Raw genomic sequence first — 20,003 nt, forward strand, 5'->3', positions numbered from 1 at the left:
CTCGATCGTGCGGTGGCGGCCGGCCCGTTGATCTGCGATTTCGCGTCGGCCCGCCCCTCCCTCATCCCGGCCGGTCGGTCCGCAGGCGGCTGAGCGCCTCGGCCACCTCCGACCGGGAGGTGATGTCGAGCTTGCGGTACATCCGGTAGGTGTGGCCCTCGACGGTGCGCACCGCGACGCCGAGCTCCTCGGCGATCTCCGCGTTCGACAGGCCCGCGACGATGAGCCGGGAGATCTGCCGCTCCCGATTCGTCAGCTCGACGGCCTCCTCCTGGACATGGTGGGGGTGCGTCGGGGGCTCCTCACGCCAGGATTCGGCGATCTCGCGGCAGCGCTCCGCGAGGTCGGGTCCGATCCCGCCGAGGTCGTCGGCGAGTGCCGTGAGCGCCTCCGGGTCCTCATCCCGCAGGGCCGTGCCGAGCGATCCGAACCGCCACCGGTCCCTCTCGCCGGCAGCGGCGGCGAGCGCGAGGATCGCCTCGGCGTCGTAGAGCCCGAAGTGGCGCAGCAGCTCGAGCCGCAGCCGCATCGCGAGCGCGAACTCCTCTTCGGCCTCGGCCTCCGCGAGCACCTCGGCGAGGGCGTCGAGGTAGGACCGCTCTCCCGTGAGCACGGCGCGCGCGACGAGCCGCAGACCCCGCGCCCGGGCGCCTTCGAGGTAGACGTTGGCCACGGGCAGGCGGACGAAGCGCGCATCGAAGTCGTCGGCCGCCTCGGCGTTGCCGCTCATCATCGCCGAATACTCGGCCTGGGCGAGGGCGAAGGCCATGAACTGCTGCTGGTTCCAGTACTCGAAGGCCTCGACCGCGGCAGCCGCACGTCGGGCGGACTCGGCCCACCGCCCCTCCTGGCCGAGGATGCGGGCGAGCACGAGGTCGCGCGGCCCGCTCGAGGCGGCGAGGAACGCGAGGTCCTGGCTGCGCACCTCGCTCAGCCCGTCCCTCACCTCGTTCCGCCTGCCGGCCTGGAGCATCGCCCACGTGCGGAAGCAGTCGAGCATGATCAGCGGCGTGCCGATGGTCGTCATCTTCGCCTCGGTCTCCTCGAGGAGGTCGAGCACATCCTCTCCGCGGCCGCGTTCGAGCTCCTTCGAGGCGAAGGCGATCGCGATGCTCACCCGCAGGGTCTCCGGCACCTCCTCGGTCGTCATCCACCGGGCGTCGACGACGTCGTCACCGGACAGGCGCGCCCACGTGAGCCGGCTGACCCGGTCGAGGGTGACGCGGGTGAGGTCGATCTGCGCGAGGACCTCGGCGTCCCCGTCCGCGGCGGCCGCGATCCGGTCGAGCGCGGTGAGGAAGTCGTCGACGGACAGCGAGGGGGATTCGCGTCCGACATCCCGGAAGATCCACACGATGAAGGCCTCGAGGACGAGGAACGGGGTCTGCGCCCGACGCACCGTCCTGGCGAGGATGTCGAGGCCGACGGGGACGAGGTTGACGTCGCAGTAGAGGCGACCGAGGTCGAAGAGCTCCTGCGGGTCCATCGCCTCGAACGGCACCCCGCGGAGGATCCGCAGCGCCCGATGCCATTCGCCGAGGGCGATCGCTATCCGGGCCGCGTCGATCGAATCCCGCAGGGAGATCCTCGCCCCGCAGCTCAGGCCCCAGTCGGCGCGGAGCATCCGCGAGCGCTGGGAGGGCGTGCCGGGGGCGGATTCGACGAGTTCGAACATCCGGCGGCTGCGTCCGACGGGAACGGTCACCCGGATCGTCTCCGTCGAATGGGATTCGAGGGCGACGTAGACGGGCGAGCCCCGCGACTCGAGCCCGATGACCCCGGCGGCGACGAGGTCGTCGGCGGCCTCCCCGTAGCCGGCGCTGAGCATGAGCTCGACCTCGACCTCGCCGGCGAGGACGACGAGTTCGAGCGCGCCCCGCTGCTCATCGCTGTAGCGGGCGAGGTGGTAGGAGATGACGTCGCGGACCCGCTCGTCGTAGGCGATGTCGAGTCCGTCGAGCAGCCACACCCCGTGCCGGAGGCGGAACCGGTTCCACTGCCGGGCGTACCTGAGCAGTTCGAGGACCCAGACCGGGACCCCCATGGTGAGGAACATCGTCGCGTCGATGACTCCCCGTGACACCACCCCGCCGAGGTGGTGCTCGAGCATCGCCGTGACATCGTCCTCGTGGAGCGGGTCGAGGAGGACGTGGTGGAGGAGGCCGTCGGCGACGAGCTCCCGGAAGTGCGGGGAGCGGCCGTCGACCGCAGGCTGGACGGTCACGGCGATGCGGATCTCCCCGTCGGTGGCGAGCTGGCTGAGCACGCTCACGCTCGCGTCGTCGAGGTGGTGGGCGTCGTCGACGAAGACGACGGGCGGCTCGTCGCCGGCCGTGAGCATGGTGACGACGCGGTTGAGCAGCGTCCCCTCGTCGTCGGCGAGGTCGACGGCGAGGCCGAAGGCGCCGAACGGGCTCTCGGCGAGCACGCGGTCCCCGCGCACCCAGAGCTCGCGGCCGCCGCGTTCGGCGTGGACGAGCTCGATGAGGCTCGTCTTCCCCGCCCCGGTGTCGCCTTCGATGACGACTCCGGCGGCTCCCGTTCCGACCAGGGCTGCGGCGATCTCGGCGAGTTCGCCGTCGCGACCGAAGCAGTCCCGGCGATCCCGCGCCTCAGACATGGACCCTGCCCCACGTGGAGACGAGTTCGCGCAGCTCGCGTCGGTTGGCCACCTGCAGACGGCGGTAGATCCGGCTCAGGTGCCATTCGATGGTGCGCGCCGAGAGATGGTGGAGCTCCCCGAGCTCGTGGCTGCTCGCCCCCGCCATGACCCCGTCGACGAGTTTGCGCTCGAAGTCGGAGAGGACGGTGTGGAACCGCGATCCCGTGGCACCCGAGCGCACCGTGCGCGTGCTGTTGCCGATGAGGATCCGCGCCTCCTTGACCGCCGAGCGGTCGCCGACCTCGACGGCCCGCTTCTGCGCGAGCTTCGCGAAGTCCGAGGAGGTGAGGTACGAACCGAATTCGAGGGACGCGCGTGCGGCCTCGATGAGCGCATCGGCGTCTCCGACGAGGACGCCCTCGGCCACGGTCCGGGCGAGCCGCCCGATGGCACCGTCGATCTCACCTCCCAAAGCGGCGAGGCTGTGGCCGGCGGAGCCCTGACCGAGGCGAGCGGCCTCGATGAAGGCGAACGCGGCCATCGTCGCCGCACCGTGCTCGGCGATCGAGGTGCCGAGGGCATGGAGGCGGTCGGCCGCCTCGGCGGGATGGGCGAGGGCGAGCGCCTGCAGGTCGAAGAGGCGCGCTTCGGCCTCCGCCCACCACGAATAGCGGTCCGCCCGCTCCTCGTCCCACGTCGCCTCCCGCAGCCGCTGCGGATCCGAGGGCCGGCCGAGCAAGGCATCCGCGTAGCGCTTGGCCGCGCGTCCCACCCCGGTGAGATCGATGAGATCGGTCTCCTGGGCCGGTTCGAGCACGGCCTGCAGGGTCGACTGGGCGCGCGCGGGATGGCCGGTGCGCAGGTCGACCAGCGCCCCGGCGAGCTCGAACATCCGGTCCCCCGAGCGGGCCTCGCGCACCGATCGCCGCGCCCCGGCCCAGTCCCCGGACAGGTAGCGGGAGACGAAGATCTGCGGTGCCGCGTCCTCGAGCTCGTAGCTGGTCAGGCCGGGCAGGGAGAACATCAGCTCGGCCTGGTCGATGCAGCGGATCCCGTCGACCACCCGGCCCTGCAGGACGAGGACGAGACCGAGGATCGCGCAGGCCCGCAGCCGATGCCGGTTGAGGCACTCGTGGTCGTGGAAGACCTCGGAGGCGAGGCAGCGGGCCTCGTCGAGGCGGCCTCCCCGCAGGGCGAAGCGGGCGCGGGTGACGTCGACGCGGCCCGTGTCGGCCGGGGTGCTCAGGAGGTCGCGCACCCATTCGACGCGCAGATCCTCCGGGGCGTTGGGATCGGTGAGGCGATAGTCCATGCACAGGAGCCGGGAGAGGTACTGGGGGTCGGCGTCCTCATCGGCGTCGGCGAGCAGACGGGCGAAGGTCTGCTCCGCCTCGGCGATCTCCCCTCTGCCCTTGTCCGCGCGCACGAGTTCGAGGAGCACACGGTCGGTCTCCCACCCGGAGGCGACGATGAGGTCGGCCGCGTCGGAGTACCGCCCCTCGGCGTTGGCATCGCCGACGGCGGCGAAGATCCGGTCCTCCGGCTGTCCGACGCCGAGGGACAGACCCCAGCGCAGGTACCCGAAGAGGGCGCGGCCCTCGAGGTCGTCGAGGTCGACGACATCGGCGAGGAGCCGGAACAGTCTGAGGCTGTGGGAGGGCATGACATGGGCTTTGAGGGTCTCGGCGATGACCGGCTCGGCGAGGTGGACACCCGCCCCCGGGCCGCGCTCCATGACGACGAGGCCGATGTCGGCCAGGGCGTCGATCTCCCCCGGCGAGCAGAGGAGGGCGAGGCTGTCGTAGGGGACCTCACCGACCATGGCGACGACCTCGAGGACCGGCCGGAGACCGCTGGGGACGTTCCACAGGATGCGCTCGTGCGCGCTCGACTGATCGGCGCCGAAGATCACCTGGTTGAGCAGGCGCGGGTTGCCGCCGGTGTCGCGCAGGAGCTCGGCCGCCGAGCGGGTCGGGGCTCCGGCCGATTCGACGAGCGCGGCGATCGCGCTCTCGTCGAGTCCGGTGAGGTCGATGCGCACAAGCGATCCGCCCAGCCACAGCTTCGCGAGGAGATCGACCGGCGGCCGGATGGATTCGGCGCCGACGACGAGGCGGATGCGACGGGCATCGGCGAGGCGGCAGAGGACGGCCAGCGAGGTGGTGTCGATGAGGTTGCTGTTGTCGAGCTGGACGATGGGCACTGTGTCCTCGCTCGCCGCCGCGAAGGCGCGGGCGAGGGTCGACAGCGCCGCCCCGGGTGCGATCTCGCGGTGGGCGCCGGCCTGGGAGAGGAGGATCTCGAGGACGCCGAGCTCGCGGTCGCGCAGCAGCTCGGAACCGCGCAGGCGATGCACCGTGGTGTCGGACTCGAGATGGTCGAGTGCCCGATTCATCACGGTGGTGCGTCCGATGCCCGCGGCGCCGACGACGAGACACCCGCAGCGGTCGGGGTCGACGAGCGCGTGCCGCACCGCCGAGACCTCGTCTGCGTAGCCGAAAGCGCGACCCTGCGGGGATGGGACCGTAACCGACATGTGCGCTTCTTTCGGTGTCGCCGCAGTCCTGCCCGCGGATCGCGCGGACAGCACACGGCTGTCTGCCTCGCGGATGCTCGAGCGGATCCTCCGGGTACGGCGCTCGGAGGTTCGGACTCGCAGGCCGTCGGGAGGGGACCACTGACCACCGCGAAGCTGGGGATGTGGGGACACTGTAACCGCATATCCCGCTCCCCGCAATTGACCCGTCCGCCTGTCGACCACCTCGGTGAGCTACTTGTGGGTCACTTCACGCGAACGTAGTATGGACAGAAACTTACTGAACGATCTATCAGGAGCACTCATGGACACCCTTCTGAGCGCAGAGGAGCGCGAGTTCGCGCAGCAGATGCGTCAGTTCTATCGCACGGAGATCCCTGAGGAGCTCCGCTTCAAGGTCGCCACCGGCCAGGAGCTGTCCAAAGAGGACATGGTGACCTCGCAGCGGATCCTCAACGCCAACGGGTACGCCGTGCCCCACTGGCCGCTCGAATGGGGCGGTCAGGACTGGACCCCCGTCCAGCGCCACATCTGGCTCGAGGAGATGCAGCTCGCCTGCGTGCCCTCGCCGCTGCCCTTCAACGTCTCCATGGTCGGGCCGGTCATCGCGACATTCGGCTCGCAGGAGCTCAAGGAGCGGTTCCTCCCGGCCACGGCGAACATCGACATCTGGTGGTCGCAGGGGTTCTCCGAACCCAACGCCGGATCCGACCTCGCCTCCCTGGCCACCTCGGCGGTGAGGTCCGGGGACAAGTACATCGTCAACGGACAGAAGACGTGGACGACGCTGGGCCAGTACGGGGACTGGGTCTTCATGCTCGTGCGCACGGATGCGAACGTGAAGAAGCAGGCGGGGATCTCGTTCCTCCTCATCGACATGAAGTCCCCCGGCGTCACCGTGCGTCCGATCCAGCTCATCGACGGCGGCCATGAGGTCAACGAGGTCTTCTTCGACAACGTCGAGGTGCCGGTGGACAACCTCGTCGGCGAGGAGAACAAGGGGTGGACGTACGCGAAGTTCCTCCTCGGCAACGAACGCACAGGGATCGCCCGGATCGGCGCCTCGAAGGTCAACCTCGCCCGTGCCAAGGCGTACGCGGCGGTGACGAAGACGGCCACCGGCACCCTCCTCGACGACCCGCTGTTCTCGGCGCGTCTGACCCGGCTCGAAGCCGAGCTCACCGCGCTCGAGATGACCCAGCTGCGGATCCTCTCGACGCAGGCCGCCGGCTCGGACAAGCCGGATCCGCGGTCCTCGGTGCTCAAGCTCAAGGGCTCGCAGCTGCAGGAGGACATCAGCGAGATCCTCGTCGACGTGCTCGGACCGCAGGGTCTCGACTTCGTCACCGACCGGGTCCAGGGCGAGGGGCTGACCGACCTGCCGCTCGGCGCCGTCGACGCCCTGCCCGCATACTTCAACACCCGCAAGGTCACCATCTACGGCGGTTCGTCCGAGGTGCAGCGCGGAATCATCTCGAAGGCTCTGCTCGGGCTCTGAGCCCGGCGAAGGAAGTGGACATCCATGGATCTTGAACTCAACGACATCCAGCAGGAGCTCGCGAGCACCCTGGGCAAGTACCTGCGCACCGAATACGATGCGGCCGCCCGCGAGGCGATCCTCAAGAGCGACGAGGGCATCTCGCGCGAGAAGTGGCAGCAGTTCGCGGAGATGGGCCTGCTCGGCCTCACCGTGCCCGAGAGCTTCGGCGGTGCGGAGATGACCTTCGCCGAGGTGGCTGTGGTCCTCGAGGCCTTCGGCCGTTCGCTCGTGCTCGAGCCCTTCGTCGCGACCGCGGTCCTCGGCACCAATGCGCTGCTGCTCGCCGGCAGCGAGGAGCAGAAGCAGGCGATCCTGCCCGGCGTGTGCGAGGGCGAGACCTTCCTCGCCGTCGCCGCCCTCGAGCCGGGGCAGCGCTACGCTCTCGCCCAGCCGACGACGACGGCGACCGCCGACGGTGACGGAGTGCGCCTGACCGGGGAGAAGAACGGTGTGCTCGGCGGCGATGTCGCCGACCACTTCGTCGTCACCGCGGTCGAGAACGGCGAGCTCGGCCTCTTCCTCGTCGCCGCCGACGCGCAGGGGCTCACACGTGTGGCCCATCGCCAGGCCGACGGGCTCGGCAGCGCGAGCGTGCGCTTCGACGGCACTCCCGCCCAGCGCCTCGACGCCGGCGACGCCCATGCCGTGCTCTCGGAGGTCTTCGACATCGCCAACGCCGCGCTCATGGCCGAGGCCGTCGGCGCGATGGAGGCGTCGCTGACGATGACGGCCGAGTACCTCAAGACCCGCGAGCAGTTCGGCGCGCCGATCGGCGCCAACCAGGCGCTCCAGCATCGCGCCGCGGACCTCTACGCGGACCTCGAGTACGCCCGCAGCATGGCGCTCTTCGCCCGTCTCGCCGTCACCGCTGAGGCGGAGGGCGCGGAGAAGGACCGCCACCGCGACGTCATCGCCGCGAAGATCATCATCGACTCGACCGCGCGCCACATCAGCCAGGAGTCGATCCAGATGCACGGCGGCATCGGCATGACGATGGAGTACCCGATCGGGCACTACGCGAAGCGCCTCACCGTGATCTCGAAGACCTTCGACGACGCGGACTCGCTCACCGCCGAGCTCGCATCGATCGGCGGCCTCATTGAACCCCACGCCGCCGACCTGTCCTAAGGTGTGGGGCCGCACCTGAGGGACGCGGCCGCCCGCTGAGCCGGCGCACTCGGTGAGTACGAGCGAGCAGTGGACGCTCAGTGTCGATTCTGAGCTTGCGAATCGACACTGAGCGTCCTTTACTGCGTGCTGAGGTCAGGCGGGCGGCAAGGTCCGCGTGCCAGCACTGCGTGCCTCCAGCACGTCGCCGCCAGCACCGCGCCACCAGCGCACCAGCACCGCGTCGCCAGCACTGCGTGCCGCCAGCGCACCGGCACCGCGTCACCAGGGGCGTGCCGCCGGCGCACCGGCACCGCGCCGCCAACGCACCAGCACCGCGCGCCGCCAGCACCCCCATCTCGCGGGGGTGCACCAGTCCCCGCCGCGCTACCCGACCGGCTGGTCGAAGACGTGGCGGCGGATCCACGCGTGCATCGTGATCGCCGCGGCCGCTGCGGCATTCATCGACCGCGTCGAGCCGTACTGGGCGATCGAGAGCACCGCCGAACTCGCGCGGTGCGCCTCCTCGCTCAGACCCGGCCCCTCCTGGCCGAAGAGCAGCAGGCACCGCTGGGGCAGTTCGAAGGTCTCGAGCGGCACCGAGTCCGGGAAGTTGTCGATGCCGATGAGCGGCATGTCGTTGTCGGCACACCACACGAGCAGGTCGTCGACGCGCGGGTGGTGGATGACGTGCTGGTACCTGTCCGTGACCATCGCCCCGCGCCGGTTCCAGCGCCGCCGCCCGACGATGTGCACGGCGGCGGCGTTGAACGCGTTCGCCGTGCGCACGACCGAACCGATGTTGAGGTCGTGCTGCCAGTTCTCGACCCCGACGTGGAACCCGTGCCGCACCGTGTCGAGATCGGCGACGATCGCATCGTGGCGCCAGTAGCGGTACCTGTCGACGACGTTTCGCCGATCCCCGTCGCGCAGCAGCTCCGGATCGTACTCCTCACCGACAGGCCAGGGGCCGGTCCACGGACCGACCCCCACCTGCTGCTGCGCATCCGGACCCTCGGTCACCTCGCGTCGGAGTCCTTCCCGGAATCCTTCGTGACACCCGTGGTCTTCGTCGCGCGGGCACCCTTCGCCGAGGCGGTCGTGCCCTTCGCGGACTTCGCGGTGGCCGTCTCCGTCGTCGTGACCTCCTCGGTCTCCGATACGGTCACCGTCTCGTCGGCGTCGTCGGAGACCGCGTCGTCGGAGTCCTCGTCGACGGGTTCGTCGTCTGTCGTCTCCGAGGCCGCCTTCGCCGAGGAGGTCGACGCCTTCTCGTCCGTGTCCGCCTCGGAGTCAGCGGCGGCGACCTTCTTCGCGCGCTTGCTCATCGTCACCGTCTTGCCTCCGCGGCCTCCGCCGGAGAGGACCGAACGGACGTAGGCTCCGCCGGCGACCGCGTGGACGATGAGAGCGAGGACCGCGGCGATGGCGGCGGCGACGAGGCCCTCCCACCACTCGGGCTGGGCGGAGAGGAAGCGGCCCGCGATGCCCAGCGGTGAGGTGAACGGGGTCCAGGCGAGCACCCGGCCGACCGTTCCGCTCGCGCCGACGATGACCGGTGCCATCGCGCCGGCGACGACGAGGACGCCGATGATCGTCACGGCGATCCTCCGTGCCCGTTCACCGGTGAGGGTCGAGGCCCACACGAGGAGGGCGAAGACCGCCCACGCGGTGAAGAACAGAGTCAGGGCGAACCAGCCGAGTCCGGGCAGCATCGCGAAGGCGATCGACGTCTTGCCCGAGATCGAGAGTCCGAGCTCGAGGACGACGGCCGCAACGAGGAGGTGGATGACGACGAGCGTGAGCATGCCCGTGATCCGGCCCGAGGCGGCTGCGCGCGGCGGAATCGTCGCCGCGATGATCTCGGTGATCCGGTTCCGCTTCTCCAGACGCAGGTTCTGATAGAGCGCAGTGCCGAGCGTGCCGATGACGAGGAGGGAGAAGACGACCATGCCCCACAGCAGCGGAGTGGCGATGTCCTCGGCGACGGCCGGGGTCTGCAGGAGGGTCGCCTCGGTCTGCGGAGCGAGCTTCTCGAGCAGCGCGGTCGGCTGCCTGTCGAGGGCGATGATCGTCGGCTGCGCCTGACCCGTCGGATCCTGGATGAACGCCGCGTCGACCTTCCCGTCGCGGACGAGCTTCTCCGCCGCCTGCGCGTCGGGAGCATCGGTGATCTTCACCCCGAGCTGCTGTTCGTACATCGCCGCCTGCTCGCCGACGCCGACCATGGCCATGCTCGGCGTGCCCGACCCGACCTGGGCCTCACGGACGATGCCGGAGACGATCACGGCGAGGATGCCGAGGATGACGACGGCGACGGGGACGAGGAAGAACGGCGAGCGCATGACGGTCGAGCTCTCGCGGTTGGACACCAGCCACGATGCCTGACGCCGGCCGACGTCGACGAACTCGGAGACAAGCCCGGTCTCGGGCAGGTCCTCCGGGTTCGGCCGGTCCTCCGCGAGTTCGAAGGGCACCTCATCGAGGCCGGCTGTCGGATCCGCCTCGGTGTCGGCCGTCTTCTTGGAGGCAGCCGACGTCGAGGCCGCCGAGGTGGAGGCGCCCGACTTGGCAGCCGACGACTTGGAGGCAGCCGACTTCGACGTCGAGGTCGTCGACTCGGAGTCAGCCGCCTCGGTGCCGGTCGCGCCCATGTCGAGATCGTCGAGGCTCTTGGGAGCCGTTCCCTTCGACGTCGTCGGCGCAGCGCCCGCGGAGTTCCCCTCCGTCGAGGAGGCCTTCGCCTTGTCCTTGCTGTTCTCCGCGTCCTGCGCGTCGTCCTTGCGTGCCATCACAGGGCCTCCTTGTACTGCTCGGCCAACGTCGGGCGGATGCGTTCGAAGCTCTCGACTCGCTCGAGCCTCGCCACGGTCGCGGCGGCCGAGCCGGGATCGTTCGCGCGGAAGGTGATGACGGTGTCGATGACCTCGATCTCGGTGATCCCCGACCGTCCTGACAGGGACTTCGCCGCCGCTTCGGCGTCGGCGAGGGCGACACGGTAGCGGTGTTCGCCGAGGAGGTCGTCGACGCTGCCTGACGCGGTGACCTTGCCCTGGCTGAGCGCGACGATGTCATCGGCGTGCCTCTCCGCCGCCTCCCAGTCGTCGGTGGCGAGGATGACGGGGACTCCCGAGGACGCGTGGGCCCGCAGCAGGGACATGACGAGTTCGGTCGACTTCGCGTCGAGGCCGGCGAACGCGTCGTCGATGACGACGACGTCGGGATCGGCGGCGAGTGTGGCGGCGATGTCGACGCGGGCGATCTCCGCGCCGCTGAGGTTCTTCAGCGGCGCGTAGCCGCGGTCGGCGAGTTCGAGGCGGGAGAGCAGGGTGAGTGCGTTGCGCTCGGCCGCGCCCAGGGTGATCCCGTGGAGGCGGGCGAGGTAGACGATCTGGTCGATGACCCGCATGTTCGGGTAGCCGCCGCGCTCACCGGGCAGGTAGCCGAAGTTCTGTCGGTCGCCGTATTCGAGTTCGTGGCCCTCGAGTTCGACGGTTCCCTCATCGGGGCTAATGAGACCCATGATCACACGCACGAGTTCGGTGCGTCCCGCCGATCGGGTGCCGACGACGGCGGTGATCCGACCTGCCTCGGCGGTGAAGCTCACCTCGTCCAGATATGTTCGCTTCCCCTTGCGGAGGGAGACCTCGTTGAGTGTGAGCACACGTCATCCTTACGTTCGTCCGTAGGCGGCCGCGCGGAACCGCGGCCCCGTGAGAGTTTCTCATCTATCGTGGTGAATCGCCCAGGGCGATTCAAACCGGGGCAGGGATTTCGACGGAATTGACAGTCGAGTCCCAGCTCATGATCGCCCTCGTCACTCGAGGCCGAGGTCCTTCGTCGACAGCGCCGTGAGGTAGGGGATCCCCGCTTCGGCTTCGACCTTCTCCTTCGCGCCCGTGTCACGGTCCATGACCACGGCCACGGCGACCACCTCGGCGCCGGCTTCCCGCAGCGCCTCGACGGCGGTGAGGACGGAACCGCCCGTCGTCGAGGTGTCCTCGACGGCGATGACGCGCCTGCCGGCGACATCGGGACCTTCGACGCGGCGGGACATGCCGTGCTTCTTCGCCTCTTTGCGGACGACGAACGCGTCGACGGGAGTGCCGCGCAGCACCGAGCGGTGCATGACCGCGGTGCCGACGGGATCGGCGCCCATCGTCAGACCGCCGATCGCATCGATGCCCTCGAGCAGCCCTTCGGCCTCGAGGAGGTCGAGGAGGACGTCGCCGATGAGCGGAGCCGACCGGTGGTCGAGCGTGACCCGGCGCAGGTCGAGGTAGTAGTCGGCCTCCCGGCCGGAGGAGAGGGTGACTCGGCCGCGGACCACGGCGAGTTCGTCGATGAGGTCGAGCAGCTGTCGGCGGGTGTCTGCGGGGTCGGTCATGACCCCAGTCTACGTGGCCCTCCGGTCCGGCCCTGACCCCGCCGAGGCGGGTCGACCCTGCCGCGGCGACATCCGCCTCGGCGCGCGACTCAGTGCGAGTCGTCGCGGCTGATCACCCTGAGGTCGACCTCGACGGGCTCGCCGACCTCGCGGTCGACGACCGAGAAGATCTCGTCGACGATCGCGGCGACCGAGCGCGAATCGTCGAAGTGGGCGTCGATGCGCACTCGGTAGCCGTCGGAGGACTCGGTGAGGTCGATGCCCATGGGTTCACCGCCGGTGCGCCGCAGCACCCGCGCAGTGGCGCTGGCGACGAGATCCTTCATGCCCGGTGCGAGTGAGGCCACTCCCCCGATGCCGGCGATCTCGTTCGCGAGTTGCTGCGCAGTGCGCGTGAGCGGGCCGCCCTCCGTTGGATCCGCGTCGCCGTCGCTCCCGGCCGCTGCGACGTCGGTGGAAGAGTCGGTGCCGGCAGGCAGCTCGGGTTCGCCAGCAGGGTCGGTCCCGGCGGGAAGCTCCGGCTCAGGTGCCGCGTCGGCCCCGGCGGGAAGCGCCGGCTCCGCGCCGGTGCGTCCGGCGCTGCTGCCGGTGCCGACCCGGCGGTCGTCCCCGCCGGGTTTGGGCGAGGTCGCAGTCCTCGGCACGTCAACCGGGCTGGTGTCGCCGGTGCGCCCGGCCGCGGTCGGTGCGTGACCCGGCAACGGCGCTGAGGGCGTGTCCGGATGCGACTCGGGCGGGTGCGGGGCAACGATGGGGTCCTCGTGCCGAACCTCGAGCGGAGTCGGCGTCTCATGCGGGTCATTCGACATAGGCATCCTCGACTTCGATATCGATCCGTGCTGCCGGCACTCCGAGCTCGCGTACGAGCGCCTCGGAGACGGCCGTCCTGATGAGATCCGCGGCGGCGACGAAGCGGACGTCCGCGCGCATGGTCACGGTCAGTCGCACCTCGGCGGCGCTGCCTGCCGGTTCCCCGGACGGGGCGATGCCGACGCTGCGGGAGCGGATCCCGTCGACCGAGTCGACGGCATCGCGGACGATCGTCCGCACCGCCGCCGAGGCGATCGAGTACTCGTGCCCCGCATCCGTGCGCAGCTTCGTCGACGGACCCCGGTAGAGGTCGTTGCGGACGAGCTGGAGGATCCGTTCGCGGATCCCGGCGGTCTGCTCGGAGTCGGGGACGTAGTGGCCCATGTAGTCGTCGATGACGTCGCGCAGCTCGGCGTCGAGGTCGGGAGCGGCGCGCTCGTCCTCGGCCCGCCTGCGATCATCACTCATGTCCATCCCTTCATCCCTTCGACGATGGCGGCTCGGGCCCGATGGATCCGGCCGCGCACACTGCCTTCGGTGATGCCCAAGGTGTCGGCCACCTCAGCGTAGCTGAGCCCTTCCATCTGATGGAGGACCCACGTGATGCGCTGCTCGGTGGACAGCGTCGAGAACACCTCGGCGAAGCGCTCGAGCGCGCTGCGGGCCTCGACCCGCTTCTCCACCGAGGCCCGATCGTCGGCGTGGACGCCCATGTCCTCGGGGTCGACCGGATCGGCGGGCCGGGAGACCCGCTTGCGCAGGACGTCGGTGCACCGGTTCGACGCCATCCGATAGACCCACGTGCCGAATGCCTCGGGGGAAGCGAGCGCATTGAGGGACTTCCACGCCTGCACGAGCGTGTCCTGGACGACGTCCTCGGCGTCCTGCCTGTCCCCGAGTGTGCGCATCGCGAAGCGCAGCAGTCTGACCTCGTACCGGTCGACGAGGGCGGCGAAGGCGTCGACATCGCCTTCACGGGCCCGCACGACGAGGGTCACGACGTCGAATCGATCATCACCTCTTGCCATGTCTCAGATCATAGGCGAGCCTCCGACCTGGGAACATGCCTTGCCGGATATTCGGAGGAAAGTTCACCGAATCGAGACTCCGCGGCCGCCGGTGCGCGCACAGGTTTCGGGCGATGCGGAGAAATTCTTGCGATTCGTGCGTGAGGATTCGCCACCGGCTGCGTCTGTACCTATGTCAGCACCTCCGACACGAAAAGGAATGAACAATCATGCCTGAGACCAACGCTCCCTCCACCACCAAGACCGCTGGTTCGACCGCTTCGGCCGGCGCCGACGTCAACAGCCCCCTGGTCACCGACAAGGGCAACACGACCATCGCTGAGAACGTCGTCGCCAAGCTCGCCGGCATCGCGGCGCGCGAGGTCCCCGGCGTCTTCGGTATGGGCAACGCCGCTCGTCGCGCCTTCGACACCCTCACCGACCGGATCCCCGGCTCGCAGACGAACGTCTCGGGCGGAGTCTCCGTGGAGAAGGGCGAGAAGCAGACCGCGATCGATCTCACGATCGTCGTCGAGTACGGCACCTCGATCGTCGACGTCGCCGAGGCGATCCGTCGCAACGTCATCCGCGCCGTCGAGCAGGGCACCGGACTCCAGGTCGTCGAGGTCAACATCGACGTCACCGACGTCCACCTCCCCGACGAGGACAACGACGATCAGAAGAAGTCGGACGATCAGAACAACCTCTCCTGACACACCCACCCCTCGCTGACGCCCCCGAGGCGAGCACTCGCCTCGGGGAGCGCAGCGACAGCCCCGGAAGGACAGCCATGTCGAAAACTTACGTAGGACTGCTTGTCGGACTCACCCTCGGCATCGTCGCGTACTTCGGAGGATTCGTCGCATTCCTCGTCGTCGCGATCTGCGGTGGGCTCGGCCTCACCATCGGTCTCGTCCTCGACGGTCGACTCGACCTCGGAGCCCTGAGCTCGCGTTCGACGACGCGGAGGTGATCGGCGTGGCTGCATCACGCGGTAGCCTCACGATCGCGGACAGAGTCGTCGAGAAGACGGCCTCCGAGATCCTCAAGGGCATCCCCGGAGTCGGCGGCACCACCTCGGGCTTCCTCGGCATCGGCGGCAATGACAGCCTCGACGCCCGTCCGAGCGTGTCGGTGACCCTCTCCGGCCGCAGCTGCGTCCTCGACGTCCGGCTCGGCCTCCGCTATCCGCTCCCGATCTCCCAGACGACCGAATCGGTGCGTGAGACCCTGCGCACCGAAGTCGAATCGCTCACGGGGGTCGCTGTCCGCCAGGTCGACATCGACGTGACCTGGCTCCGGCCCGAAGGTACGGGCCGCTCAGCCGAAGTGAGGAGTCTGGCATGAGTGCACAGCTTCTGCGCGCCCGCCCCGCGCGGGTCGTGCCATCCGTCATCGTCGCCGTGGTCCTTCTGCTCATCGCAGTGGCCCTGGGGTGGGCGGGCATCGCCGCGATCGCGCAGGCGAACTCCGCGGACGCCTCTCTGGAGACGGTTCTGCCCGGCATCGCCGGCGCCGAATCTCTCCAGTGGGCCACCCCCGCGGTGATCGCTGCGGGCATCGTGCTCGGCCTCATCGGCCTGGTGCTCGTCATCCTCGCGATCTCGCCGGGAGCCCGCCGCATCCTCGGCCTGCAGGCCCCTGCAGCCGAGCACGTCGAGCGCCTCGAGGTCGCCATGCCGACGTCGGCGCTCTCCGACCTCGCCGCCTCGGCTGCGGATGCCGTCGACGGGGTCGCCCGGGTGCGCGCCTCATCGAACACCCGCTCGTCGATCGTCACGTTCACCACCCCGGTGCGTGACACCGCCGAGATCCGCAGCGAGGTCGCCGATTCGGTCTCGCGTCGGCTGAGCTCGATCGATTTCGTCCGGCAACCGAGCGTGCGCGTGCACGCGGTCAGGAGGCAGTGATGCGACGCATGGCAGCAGGCGCGAACCGGACCGGTCTGTTCATCATCGGACTCATCCTCCTCCTCGGCGGAGCGTTCGTCGCCCTCTTCGGGCTCGGGCTCCTGGCCGGCATCCTGCCCGGCCTCGATCCTTCGGCGAGTCTCGCCCCGATCGCGGACAAGTTCGCGCTCCCGTTCTCAGCGATCGTCGCCGTCGTCATCGCGGTGGTGCTCGCGATCATCGGAATCTGGTGGCTGTCGTTGCAGATCCCGCGCAAGGACGCGGCGAAGCCGCTGCGCCTCCAGCAGGACGCTCGCACCGGCATCACCTCGGTGACAGCGGCAGTCGTCGCCGAGGCGGTCTCCGACGACCTCGAGGCCACCGACGGCGTCGAGGACTCCCAGGTCATCCTCCGCGGCACCGCGAAGCGACCGGAGCTCATCGTGCACGTCGACGTCGACGAACGCGCGGACATCGATGCCGTCGTCGCCGACATCGCCCACCGGGTCGCCGGCAATGCCAGCCGAGCGCTCGGAGTGCCGATCGCGGCGATGGGACTCGAGATCGGCATCGCCCGGTCGTCGAATCGGAAGCAGCGCGAGGTCACCCTCGCATAGGCCGCCGAACGATGACATGACGGAGCGGCGCCCCCTCAGCGGAGGGGGCGCCGCTCCGTCGTCGTGCGTCACTGCCGCGAGGACGGTCCGATCCGGCTCCGCCCGGCACCGTCCGGGGCACTCAGCCCACGGCCGCGCGGTCGAGTCCCCACGCCTCGGCGCCGGGCTGCGCTCGAACACGCGCGTGGACGGCTGAACCTCAGGGCAGCGGCCGCGCCGCGGTGACCTCGTCGAAGAACTCGATGACGACGGCGAAGACCTCGTCGCGGACGTCGGGTTCGTTGTGGACTTCGTGCCGGACCCCTGCCCACAGCCGAGTCGTCACGGCCGGATGGCCCGCCGCGACGAGATCGTCGGCGACGCTGCGGACACCCTCTCCCCAGTCGCCGACGGGATCCTCCTCCCCGGCGATGAGGAGCACCGGCACCTCGTGGGGGACGCGGGAGGCCCAGCCGGCTCCGTCGACCCGCTCGTAGAGTGCGGCGAAGGAGGCGGCGAAGCCCGCGGTGACGGGACGCTGCCCGAGGTTGAGCGGATCGGAGACGTAGTCGGCGAGGACGGCGGGCGATCCCGAGACCCAGTCGATCGGCGTCGCGTCGGAGCCGTACCGTCGGTTGAGGGGACCGAGCATGAGCGCGAGCGCGCCCGAGTCGACGGCGCCGGCGCCCTCGTCGTGGATCTGTGCGAGAGCGTGATCGCGGCCCTCTGCGATTCCGAGCATCCCGGCCGGGGTGCCGCAGAGCACCGCCCCGGCCACGTCGCCGCAGCACTCGGCGAGGTAGGCCCGCATGATCATCGACCCCCAGCTGTGGCCGAAGACGAGGAAGGGCACGTCGGGGACGATGGCCCGCGCCCGGAGGGCGAGTTCGGCCTCGTCGGAGACGAAGACCCCGGGGTCGGCACCACCGGAGTCACCCCAGGAGTCATTGGCCACCGCTGTGGTGCCGTGCCCGAGATGGTCGTCGAGCGCGACCGCGTAGCCGGCGTCGAGGAGCGCCGAGACGAGCGGCAGGTAACGACGCGCATGTTCGCCGAACCCGTGGACGATCTGGACGAGTCCCCGCGGCCTCTCCGCCACCGGCGTGTGCACCCAGGCGCGCACGTCGTCGCGGCCGTTGCTCGAGGGGAACGTGAGATCGAAGACGGCCATAGGGGTGCCTCTCAGTCGGCGCGATGCGGATGCGTGATCAAACTCACACCAGCCTACCGGCGAGATTGCGCAGATCGGGTGCTTCGACGGCACTTTTCGCGAGTGCCGGACCCGCACCGCCGAGGTGGCATCGAAGACCTCTCGACCACCCTCCTGCGGTCGGATCGGCGACCGTCTCGACGGTCTACCGATCCGGCGCGTCAATGACTGTCGTGGTGACTTCGGATGACGGAGATGATGACCGGGGAATGACTGCCGGCATCGATCGGAAAGCGCGCAATCCCTGATCAATACTGATCAGAAGGGCCTCCGACTGAACAGTGTTCGGCACCGCATGTCACCAGAATGAGCGAATGATGGTGAATGACAAAGACCCCGGGGCGCGTAATCGCGTCATCCCGGGGTCCTCGCAGCACTCCCCTCGAGTACCCGGACGCATCCCCATACGTCCGTTATGTCCACCCGATCCCCACCGGGCGGACATCACAATTCCACCACACCTTCCGCACAGTTGTAAAGGTTGATCTCACACTTATTTGCTCTCATTGAATGAGAGAATCAGTGTTTCGTCAGCGAGAACCCGCAGATGAGAGGGCTGGTCGAGATCATTCAAGCCTCAACTTCCCTCGTTATTCAGGGCCGAAAAACTTCTCGGATGTCGATACCGTCAGGCCCTGCCCGTCTTCGCTCTCCCCTCCCCTGTCGCGTCCGTGCTGCCGGTCGAAGGCGAAGCCCGCAGAGCCGCGGCGGATGAGCCCCCGCGGAAGGAAGCGGGCGAGCCCCGCTGCCAGCCGGTACTGCGCCCCAGGGACCGAGACGACCCTGCCGCGTCGGGCATCGCGCAGGGATGTGCGCACGACGTCATCGACGCTCAGCCAGATCCACCCCGGTCCCGGTCGGCGTGCGCCGAGGCGTTCGTGGAACTCCGTGTGGACGAATCCGGGCAGCACCGCAGTGACCGTCACCGGGGTGTCACGCAGCTCCCCGGCGAGCGCCTCGGTGAAGACGAGACTCGACGCCTTCGACGCGGCGTACTGGCCCATCGTCGTCAGCGCGGCAAGGGAGGAGACGGTGATGATGCCTCCGCGTCCGCGTTCGCGCATCCCGGCCGCTGCGGCCAGGGAGAGGTCGCGCACGGCTGCCTGGAGCACGGTGTCGAGGGCCGCGACGTCTGCGGGATCCGAGTCGAGGAGTCCCTCAAGCAGTCCGTAGCCCGCGTTGTTGATCAGCACATCGATGCGCCGGGTCCCGATGAGGTCGACGAGGCGGCCGATGTCCTCAGGATTCGAGAGGTCGGCGGGGACCACCTCGGCGCGGATGCCGAACTCGGACTCCGCCTCCCCGGCGACCTGCCGCAGACGCTCAGCACTGCGGGCGACGAGGACGAGATCGAAGCCGTCGGCGGCGAGCGCACGGGCGTAGCCGCGGCCGAGGCCGGCGCTCGCCCCGGTGACGAGCGCCCGGGGTCGGGATCGGCTCGCCCCGGTGACGAGCGCCGTGGTCATCGCGCGCCCTGGCCCATCCGCACGGTCAGCGACTGGGCGGCGGTGCCGATCGGCCCGTCGACGTCGCTGAGCACGCTCGCCGTCTCCCCCACCCCGGTCGGCCCGAAGGCGACCCGGGTCTCGAGGCCGACCCAGCCGGGTGTCGGAGTGCGGATGAGGTGGATGGTGAGGTCGACGTTGGGGAAGAAGGTCGTGCGCGGGTCGACGCGCACGGCGAGCCCGTTGGCGGTGTCGACGTACTTGACGAGCGCCGCGGCCGGCGGGTCGACCTCACCGTCGACGAGCGGGAGGTCGGAGGTGATCCAGCTGCGGGCGCGCCCGGGACGCGCGTCATCGGCCTGCCGTCCCCGCAGAGAGGCGATGTAGCCGCCGCCCCACCGCTCGCTCAGCCCCTGCTCGGGCATGTCCTCCGGAGCGGGCAGCGGGGTCCATTCGTCGCCTGCCACCGCCGAGGTGTCGCTTCCGAGCAGCCGCCACACCCGCGCCCGGATGCTCACCCTCTCACCGTGGCGCATCGTCGCCTCGACGAGTTCGATGGTCCGCCCGGGGCGGACGACGTCGACGTCGACGGTGAACTCTCCGGAGTGGATGACGCCGAGGACGTCGAAGCTCACCCGCGAGACGATTTTGTCACTCGGCAGGCGGCGTTCCACCTCGGCGAGGACGAGCCCGGAGGCGGGAGCGAGATGCTGCTCGCCCGGCTGCCAGGCACCCTGACTGTGCAGGGTCGAGGCGAACCGGTCCTCCCCGAGGCGGACGTAGTAGGAGTCGGGCACGGTCGCACCGTCGTGGCCGAGGTGCTGGTTGGAGGCATCAGGCATGCCGTCAGACTATCGGGTGCCTGACGAGCGAA

The 20,003-nt window shown here is 69.7% G+C and carries 19 protein-coding genes; 7 read left to right on the plus strand and 12 right to left on the minus strand.

Annotated elements, in window-relative coordinates:
• Positions 1–61: 61 nt before the first annotated feature.
• The gene (locus tag AC0VYB_RS16450; protein WP_193338483.1) at positions 62–2,620 is read right to left on the minus strand and encodes a helix-turn-helix transcriptional regulator; all 2,559 of its coding nucleotides are present in this window, start codon (positions 2,618–2,620) and stop codon (positions 62–64) included.
• Positions 2,613–5,138 carry a helix-turn-helix transcriptional regulator gene (locus AC0VYB_RS16455; RefSeq protein WP_193338484.1) on the minus strand — a complete coding sequence of 842 codons (2,526 nt, stop codon included), beginning with the start codon at positions 5,136–5,138 and terminating at the stop codon, positions 2,613–2,615. The genes AC0VYB_RS16450 and AC0VYB_RS16455 overlap by 8 nt, the downstream gene beginning before the upstream one ends.
• A gap of 304 nt (positions 5,139–5,442) precedes the next feature.
• Between AC0VYB_RS16455 and AC0VYB_RS16460 the strand changes: the two genes are divergently transcribed.
• Together AC0VYB_RS16460 and AC0VYB_RS16465 are read left to right on the plus strand one after the other, a co-directional pair.
• Positions 5,443–6,636, plus strand: a complete 1,194-nt coding sequence (locus AC0VYB_RS16460) for an acyl-CoA dehydrogenase family protein (RefSeq protein WP_193338485.1) — start codon at positions 5,443–5,445, stop codon at positions 6,634–6,636.
• Between the two features lie 24 nt (positions 6,637–6,660).
• Positions 6,661–7,806: an acyl-CoA dehydrogenase family protein gene (locus AC0VYB_RS16465; RefSeq protein WP_063249608.1), complete on the plus strand. Its 1,146-nt coding sequence runs from the start codon at positions 6,661–6,663 to the stop codon at positions 7,804–7,806.
• A 366-nt stretch (positions 7,807–8,172) separates the two neighbouring features.
• On the opposite strand, the gene AC0VYB_RS16470 is transcribed toward AC0VYB_RS16465, so the two are convergent.
• The 7 genes from AC0VYB_RS16470 to AC0VYB_RS16500 form a co-directional block, all read right to left on the minus strand.
• Positions 8,173–8,808, minus strand: a complete 636-nt coding sequence (locus AC0VYB_RS16470) for a TrmH family RNA methyltransferase (protein WP_101623425.1) — start codon at positions 8,806–8,808, stop codon at positions 8,173–8,175.
• Positions 8,805–10,577, minus strand: a complete 1,773-nt coding sequence (locus AC0VYB_RS16475) for an ABC transporter permease (protein WP_101623424.1) — start codon at positions 10,575–10,577, stop codon at positions 8,805–8,807. The genes AC0VYB_RS16470 and AC0VYB_RS16475 overlap by 4 nt, the downstream gene beginning before the upstream one ends.
• On the minus strand, positions 10,577–11,449 hold the full coding sequence (locus AC0VYB_RS16480; protein WP_101623423.1) for an ABC transporter ATP-binding protein: 873 nt from the start codon (positions 11,447–11,449) through the stop codon (positions 10,577–10,579). The genes AC0VYB_RS16475 and AC0VYB_RS16480 overlap by 1 nt, the downstream gene beginning before the upstream one ends.
• Before the next feature lie 153 nt (positions 11,450–11,602).
• Positions 11,603–12,172: an orotate phosphoribosyltransferase gene (gene pyrE / locus AC0VYB_RS16485; protein WP_095375400.1), complete on the minus strand. Its 570-nt coding sequence runs from the start codon at positions 12,170–12,172 to the stop codon at positions 11,603–11,605.
• 89 nt (positions 12,173–12,261) lie between these two features.
• Positions 12,262–12,981 (minus strand): hypothetical protein, encoded by a 720-nt coding sequence (locus AC0VYB_RS16490; protein WP_063249606.1) that lies wholly within the window; start codon positions 12,979–12,981, stop codon positions 12,262–12,264.
• The gene (locus AC0VYB_RS16495) at positions 12,971–13,450 is read right to left on the minus strand and encodes an Asp23/Gls24 family envelope stress response protein (RefSeq protein WP_131248283.1); all 480 of its coding nucleotides are present in this window, start codon (positions 13,448–13,450) and stop codon (positions 12,971–12,973) included. The genes AC0VYB_RS16490 and AC0VYB_RS16495 overlap by 11 nt, the downstream gene beginning before the upstream one ends.
• On the minus strand, positions 13,447–14,010 hold the full coding sequence (locus tag AC0VYB_RS16500) for an RNA polymerase sigma factor (RefSeq protein ID WP_009378766.1): 564 nt from the start codon (positions 14,008–14,010) through the stop codon (positions 13,447–13,449). Before AC0VYB_RS16500 ends, AC0VYB_RS16495 begins: the two co-directional genes overlap by 4 nt.
• A 209-nt stretch (positions 14,011–14,219) precedes the next feature.
• On the opposite strand from AC0VYB_RS16500, the gene AC0VYB_RS16505 reads away from it, so the two are divergent.
• From AC0VYB_RS16505 to AC0VYB_RS16525, 5 genes are all read left to right on the plus strand, one after another.
• Positions 14,220–14,702 (plus strand): Asp23/Gls24 family envelope stress response protein, encoded by a 483-nt coding sequence (locus AC0VYB_RS16505; RefSeq protein WP_009378764.1) that lies wholly within the window; start codon positions 14,220–14,222, stop codon positions 14,700–14,702.
• Between the two features lie 77 nt (positions 14,703–14,779).
• The gene (locus AC0VYB_RS16510; RefSeq protein ID WP_009378762.1) at positions 14,780–14,962 is read left to right on the plus strand and encodes a DUF2273 domain-containing protein; all 183 of its coding nucleotides are present in this window, start codon (positions 14,780–14,782) and stop codon (positions 14,960–14,962) included.
• A gap of 5 nt (positions 14,963–14,967) precedes the next feature.
• Positions 14,968–15,336 (plus strand): Asp23/Gls24 family envelope stress response protein, encoded by a 369-nt coding sequence (locus AC0VYB_RS16515; protein WP_100227478.1) that lies wholly within the window; start codon positions 14,968–14,970, stop codon positions 15,334–15,336.
• Complete coding sequence (locus AC0VYB_RS16520; RefSeq protein WP_063249604.1) at positions 15,333–15,899, plus strand: DUF6286 domain-containing protein; 567 nt, start codon at positions 15,333–15,335, stop codon at positions 15,897–15,899. The genes AC0VYB_RS16515 and AC0VYB_RS16520 overlap by 4 nt, the downstream gene beginning before the upstream one ends.
• On the plus strand, positions 15,899–16,495 hold the full coding sequence (locus tag AC0VYB_RS16525) for an alkaline shock response membrane anchor protein AmaP (RefSeq protein ID WP_009378756.1): 597 nt from the start codon (positions 15,899–15,901) through the stop codon (positions 16,493–16,495). Before AC0VYB_RS16520 ends, AC0VYB_RS16525 begins: the two co-directional genes overlap by 1 nt.
• A 199-nt stretch (positions 16,496–16,694) precedes the next feature.
• On the opposite strand, the gene AC0VYB_RS16530 is transcribed toward AC0VYB_RS16525, so the two are convergent.
• From AC0VYB_RS16530 to AC0VYB_RS16540, 3 genes are all read right to left on the minus strand, one after another.
• A complete protein-coding gene (locus AC0VYB_RS16530; protein ID WP_063249603.1) occupies positions 16,695–17,645 on the minus strand; it encodes an alpha/beta fold hydrolase in 951 nt (316 codons plus the stop codon).
• Between the two features lie 629 nt (positions 17,646–18,274).
• Positions 18,275–19,150, minus strand: a complete 876-nt coding sequence (locus AC0VYB_RS16535) for an SDR family NAD(P)-dependent oxidoreductase (protein ID WP_009378752.1) — start codon at positions 19,148–19,150, stop codon at positions 18,275–18,277.
• A complete protein-coding gene (locus AC0VYB_RS16540) occupies positions 19,147–19,971 on the minus strand; it encodes a thioesterase family protein (protein ID WP_063249602.1) in 825 nt (274 codons plus the stop codon). The genes AC0VYB_RS16535 and AC0VYB_RS16540 overlap by 4 nt, the downstream gene beginning before the upstream one ends.
• Positions 19,972–20,003: the final 32 nt, after the last annotated feature.

It is taken from the genome of Brevibacterium sp. Z349TD_9, assembly GCF_056173565.1.

Coding starts and splice junctions, on each gene's coding strand:
- AC0VYB_RS16525 (WP_009378756.1), top strand. CDS start 15,899: ATGCGACGCATGGCAGCAGGCGCGAACCGGACCGGTCTGTTCATCATC.
- AC0VYB_RS16535 (WP_009378752.1), bottom strand. CDS start 19,150: ATGACCACGGCGCTCGTCACCGGGGCGAGCCGATCCCGACCCCGGGCG.
- AC0VYB_RS16465 (WP_063249608.1), top strand. CDS start 6,661: ATGGATCTTGAACTCAACGACATCCAGCAGGAGCTCGCGAGCACCCTG.
- AC0VYB_RS16455 (WP_193338484.1), bottom strand. CDS start 5,138: ATGTCGGTTACGGTCCCATCCCCGCAGGGTCGCGCTTTCGGCTACGCA.
- AC0VYB_RS16500 (WP_009378766.1), bottom strand. CDS start 14,010: ATGGCAAGAGGTGATGATCGATTCGACGTCGTGACCCTCGTCGTGCGG.
- AC0VYB_RS16450 (WP_193338483.1), bottom strand. CDS start 2,620: ATGTCTGAGGCGCGGGATCGCCGGGACTGCTTCGGTCGCGACGGCGAA.
- AC0VYB_RS16540 (WP_063249602.1), bottom strand. CDS start 19,971: ATGCCTGATGCCTCCAACCAGCACCTCGGCCACGACGGTGCGACCGTG.
- pyrE (WP_095375400.1), bottom strand. CDS start 12,172: ATGACCGACCCCGCAGACACCCGCCGACAGCTGCTCGACCTCATCGAC.
- AC0VYB_RS16495 (WP_131248283.1), bottom strand. CDS start 13,450: ATGAGTGATGATCGCAGGCGGGCCGAGGACGAGCGCGCCGCTCCCGAC.
- AC0VYB_RS16490 (WP_063249606.1), bottom strand. CDS start 12,981: ATGTCGAATGACCCGCATGAGACGCCGACTCCGCTCGAGGTTCGGCAC.
- AC0VYB_RS16460 (WP_193338485.1), top strand. CDS start 5,443: ATGGACACCCTTCTGAGCGCAGAGGAGCGCGAGTTCGCGCAGCAGATG.
- AC0VYB_RS16520 (WP_063249604.1), top strand. CDS start 15,333: ATGAGTGCACAGCTTCTGCGCGCCCGCCCCGCGCGGGTCGTGCCATCC.
- AC0VYB_RS16530 (WP_063249603.1), bottom strand. CDS start 17,645: ATGGCCGTCTTCGATCTCACGTTCCCCTCGAGCAACGGCCGCGACGAC.
- AC0VYB_RS16510 (WP_009378762.1), top strand. CDS start 14,780: ATGTCGAAAACTTACGTAGGACTGCTTGTCGGACTCACCCTCGGCATC.
- AC0VYB_RS16505 (WP_009378764.1), top strand. CDS start 14,220: ATGCCTGAGACCAACGCTCCCTCCACCACCAAGACCGCTGGTTCGACC.
- AC0VYB_RS16475 (WP_101623424.1), bottom strand. CDS start 10,577: ATGGCACGCAAGGACGACGCGCAGGACGCGGAGAACAGCAAGGACAAG.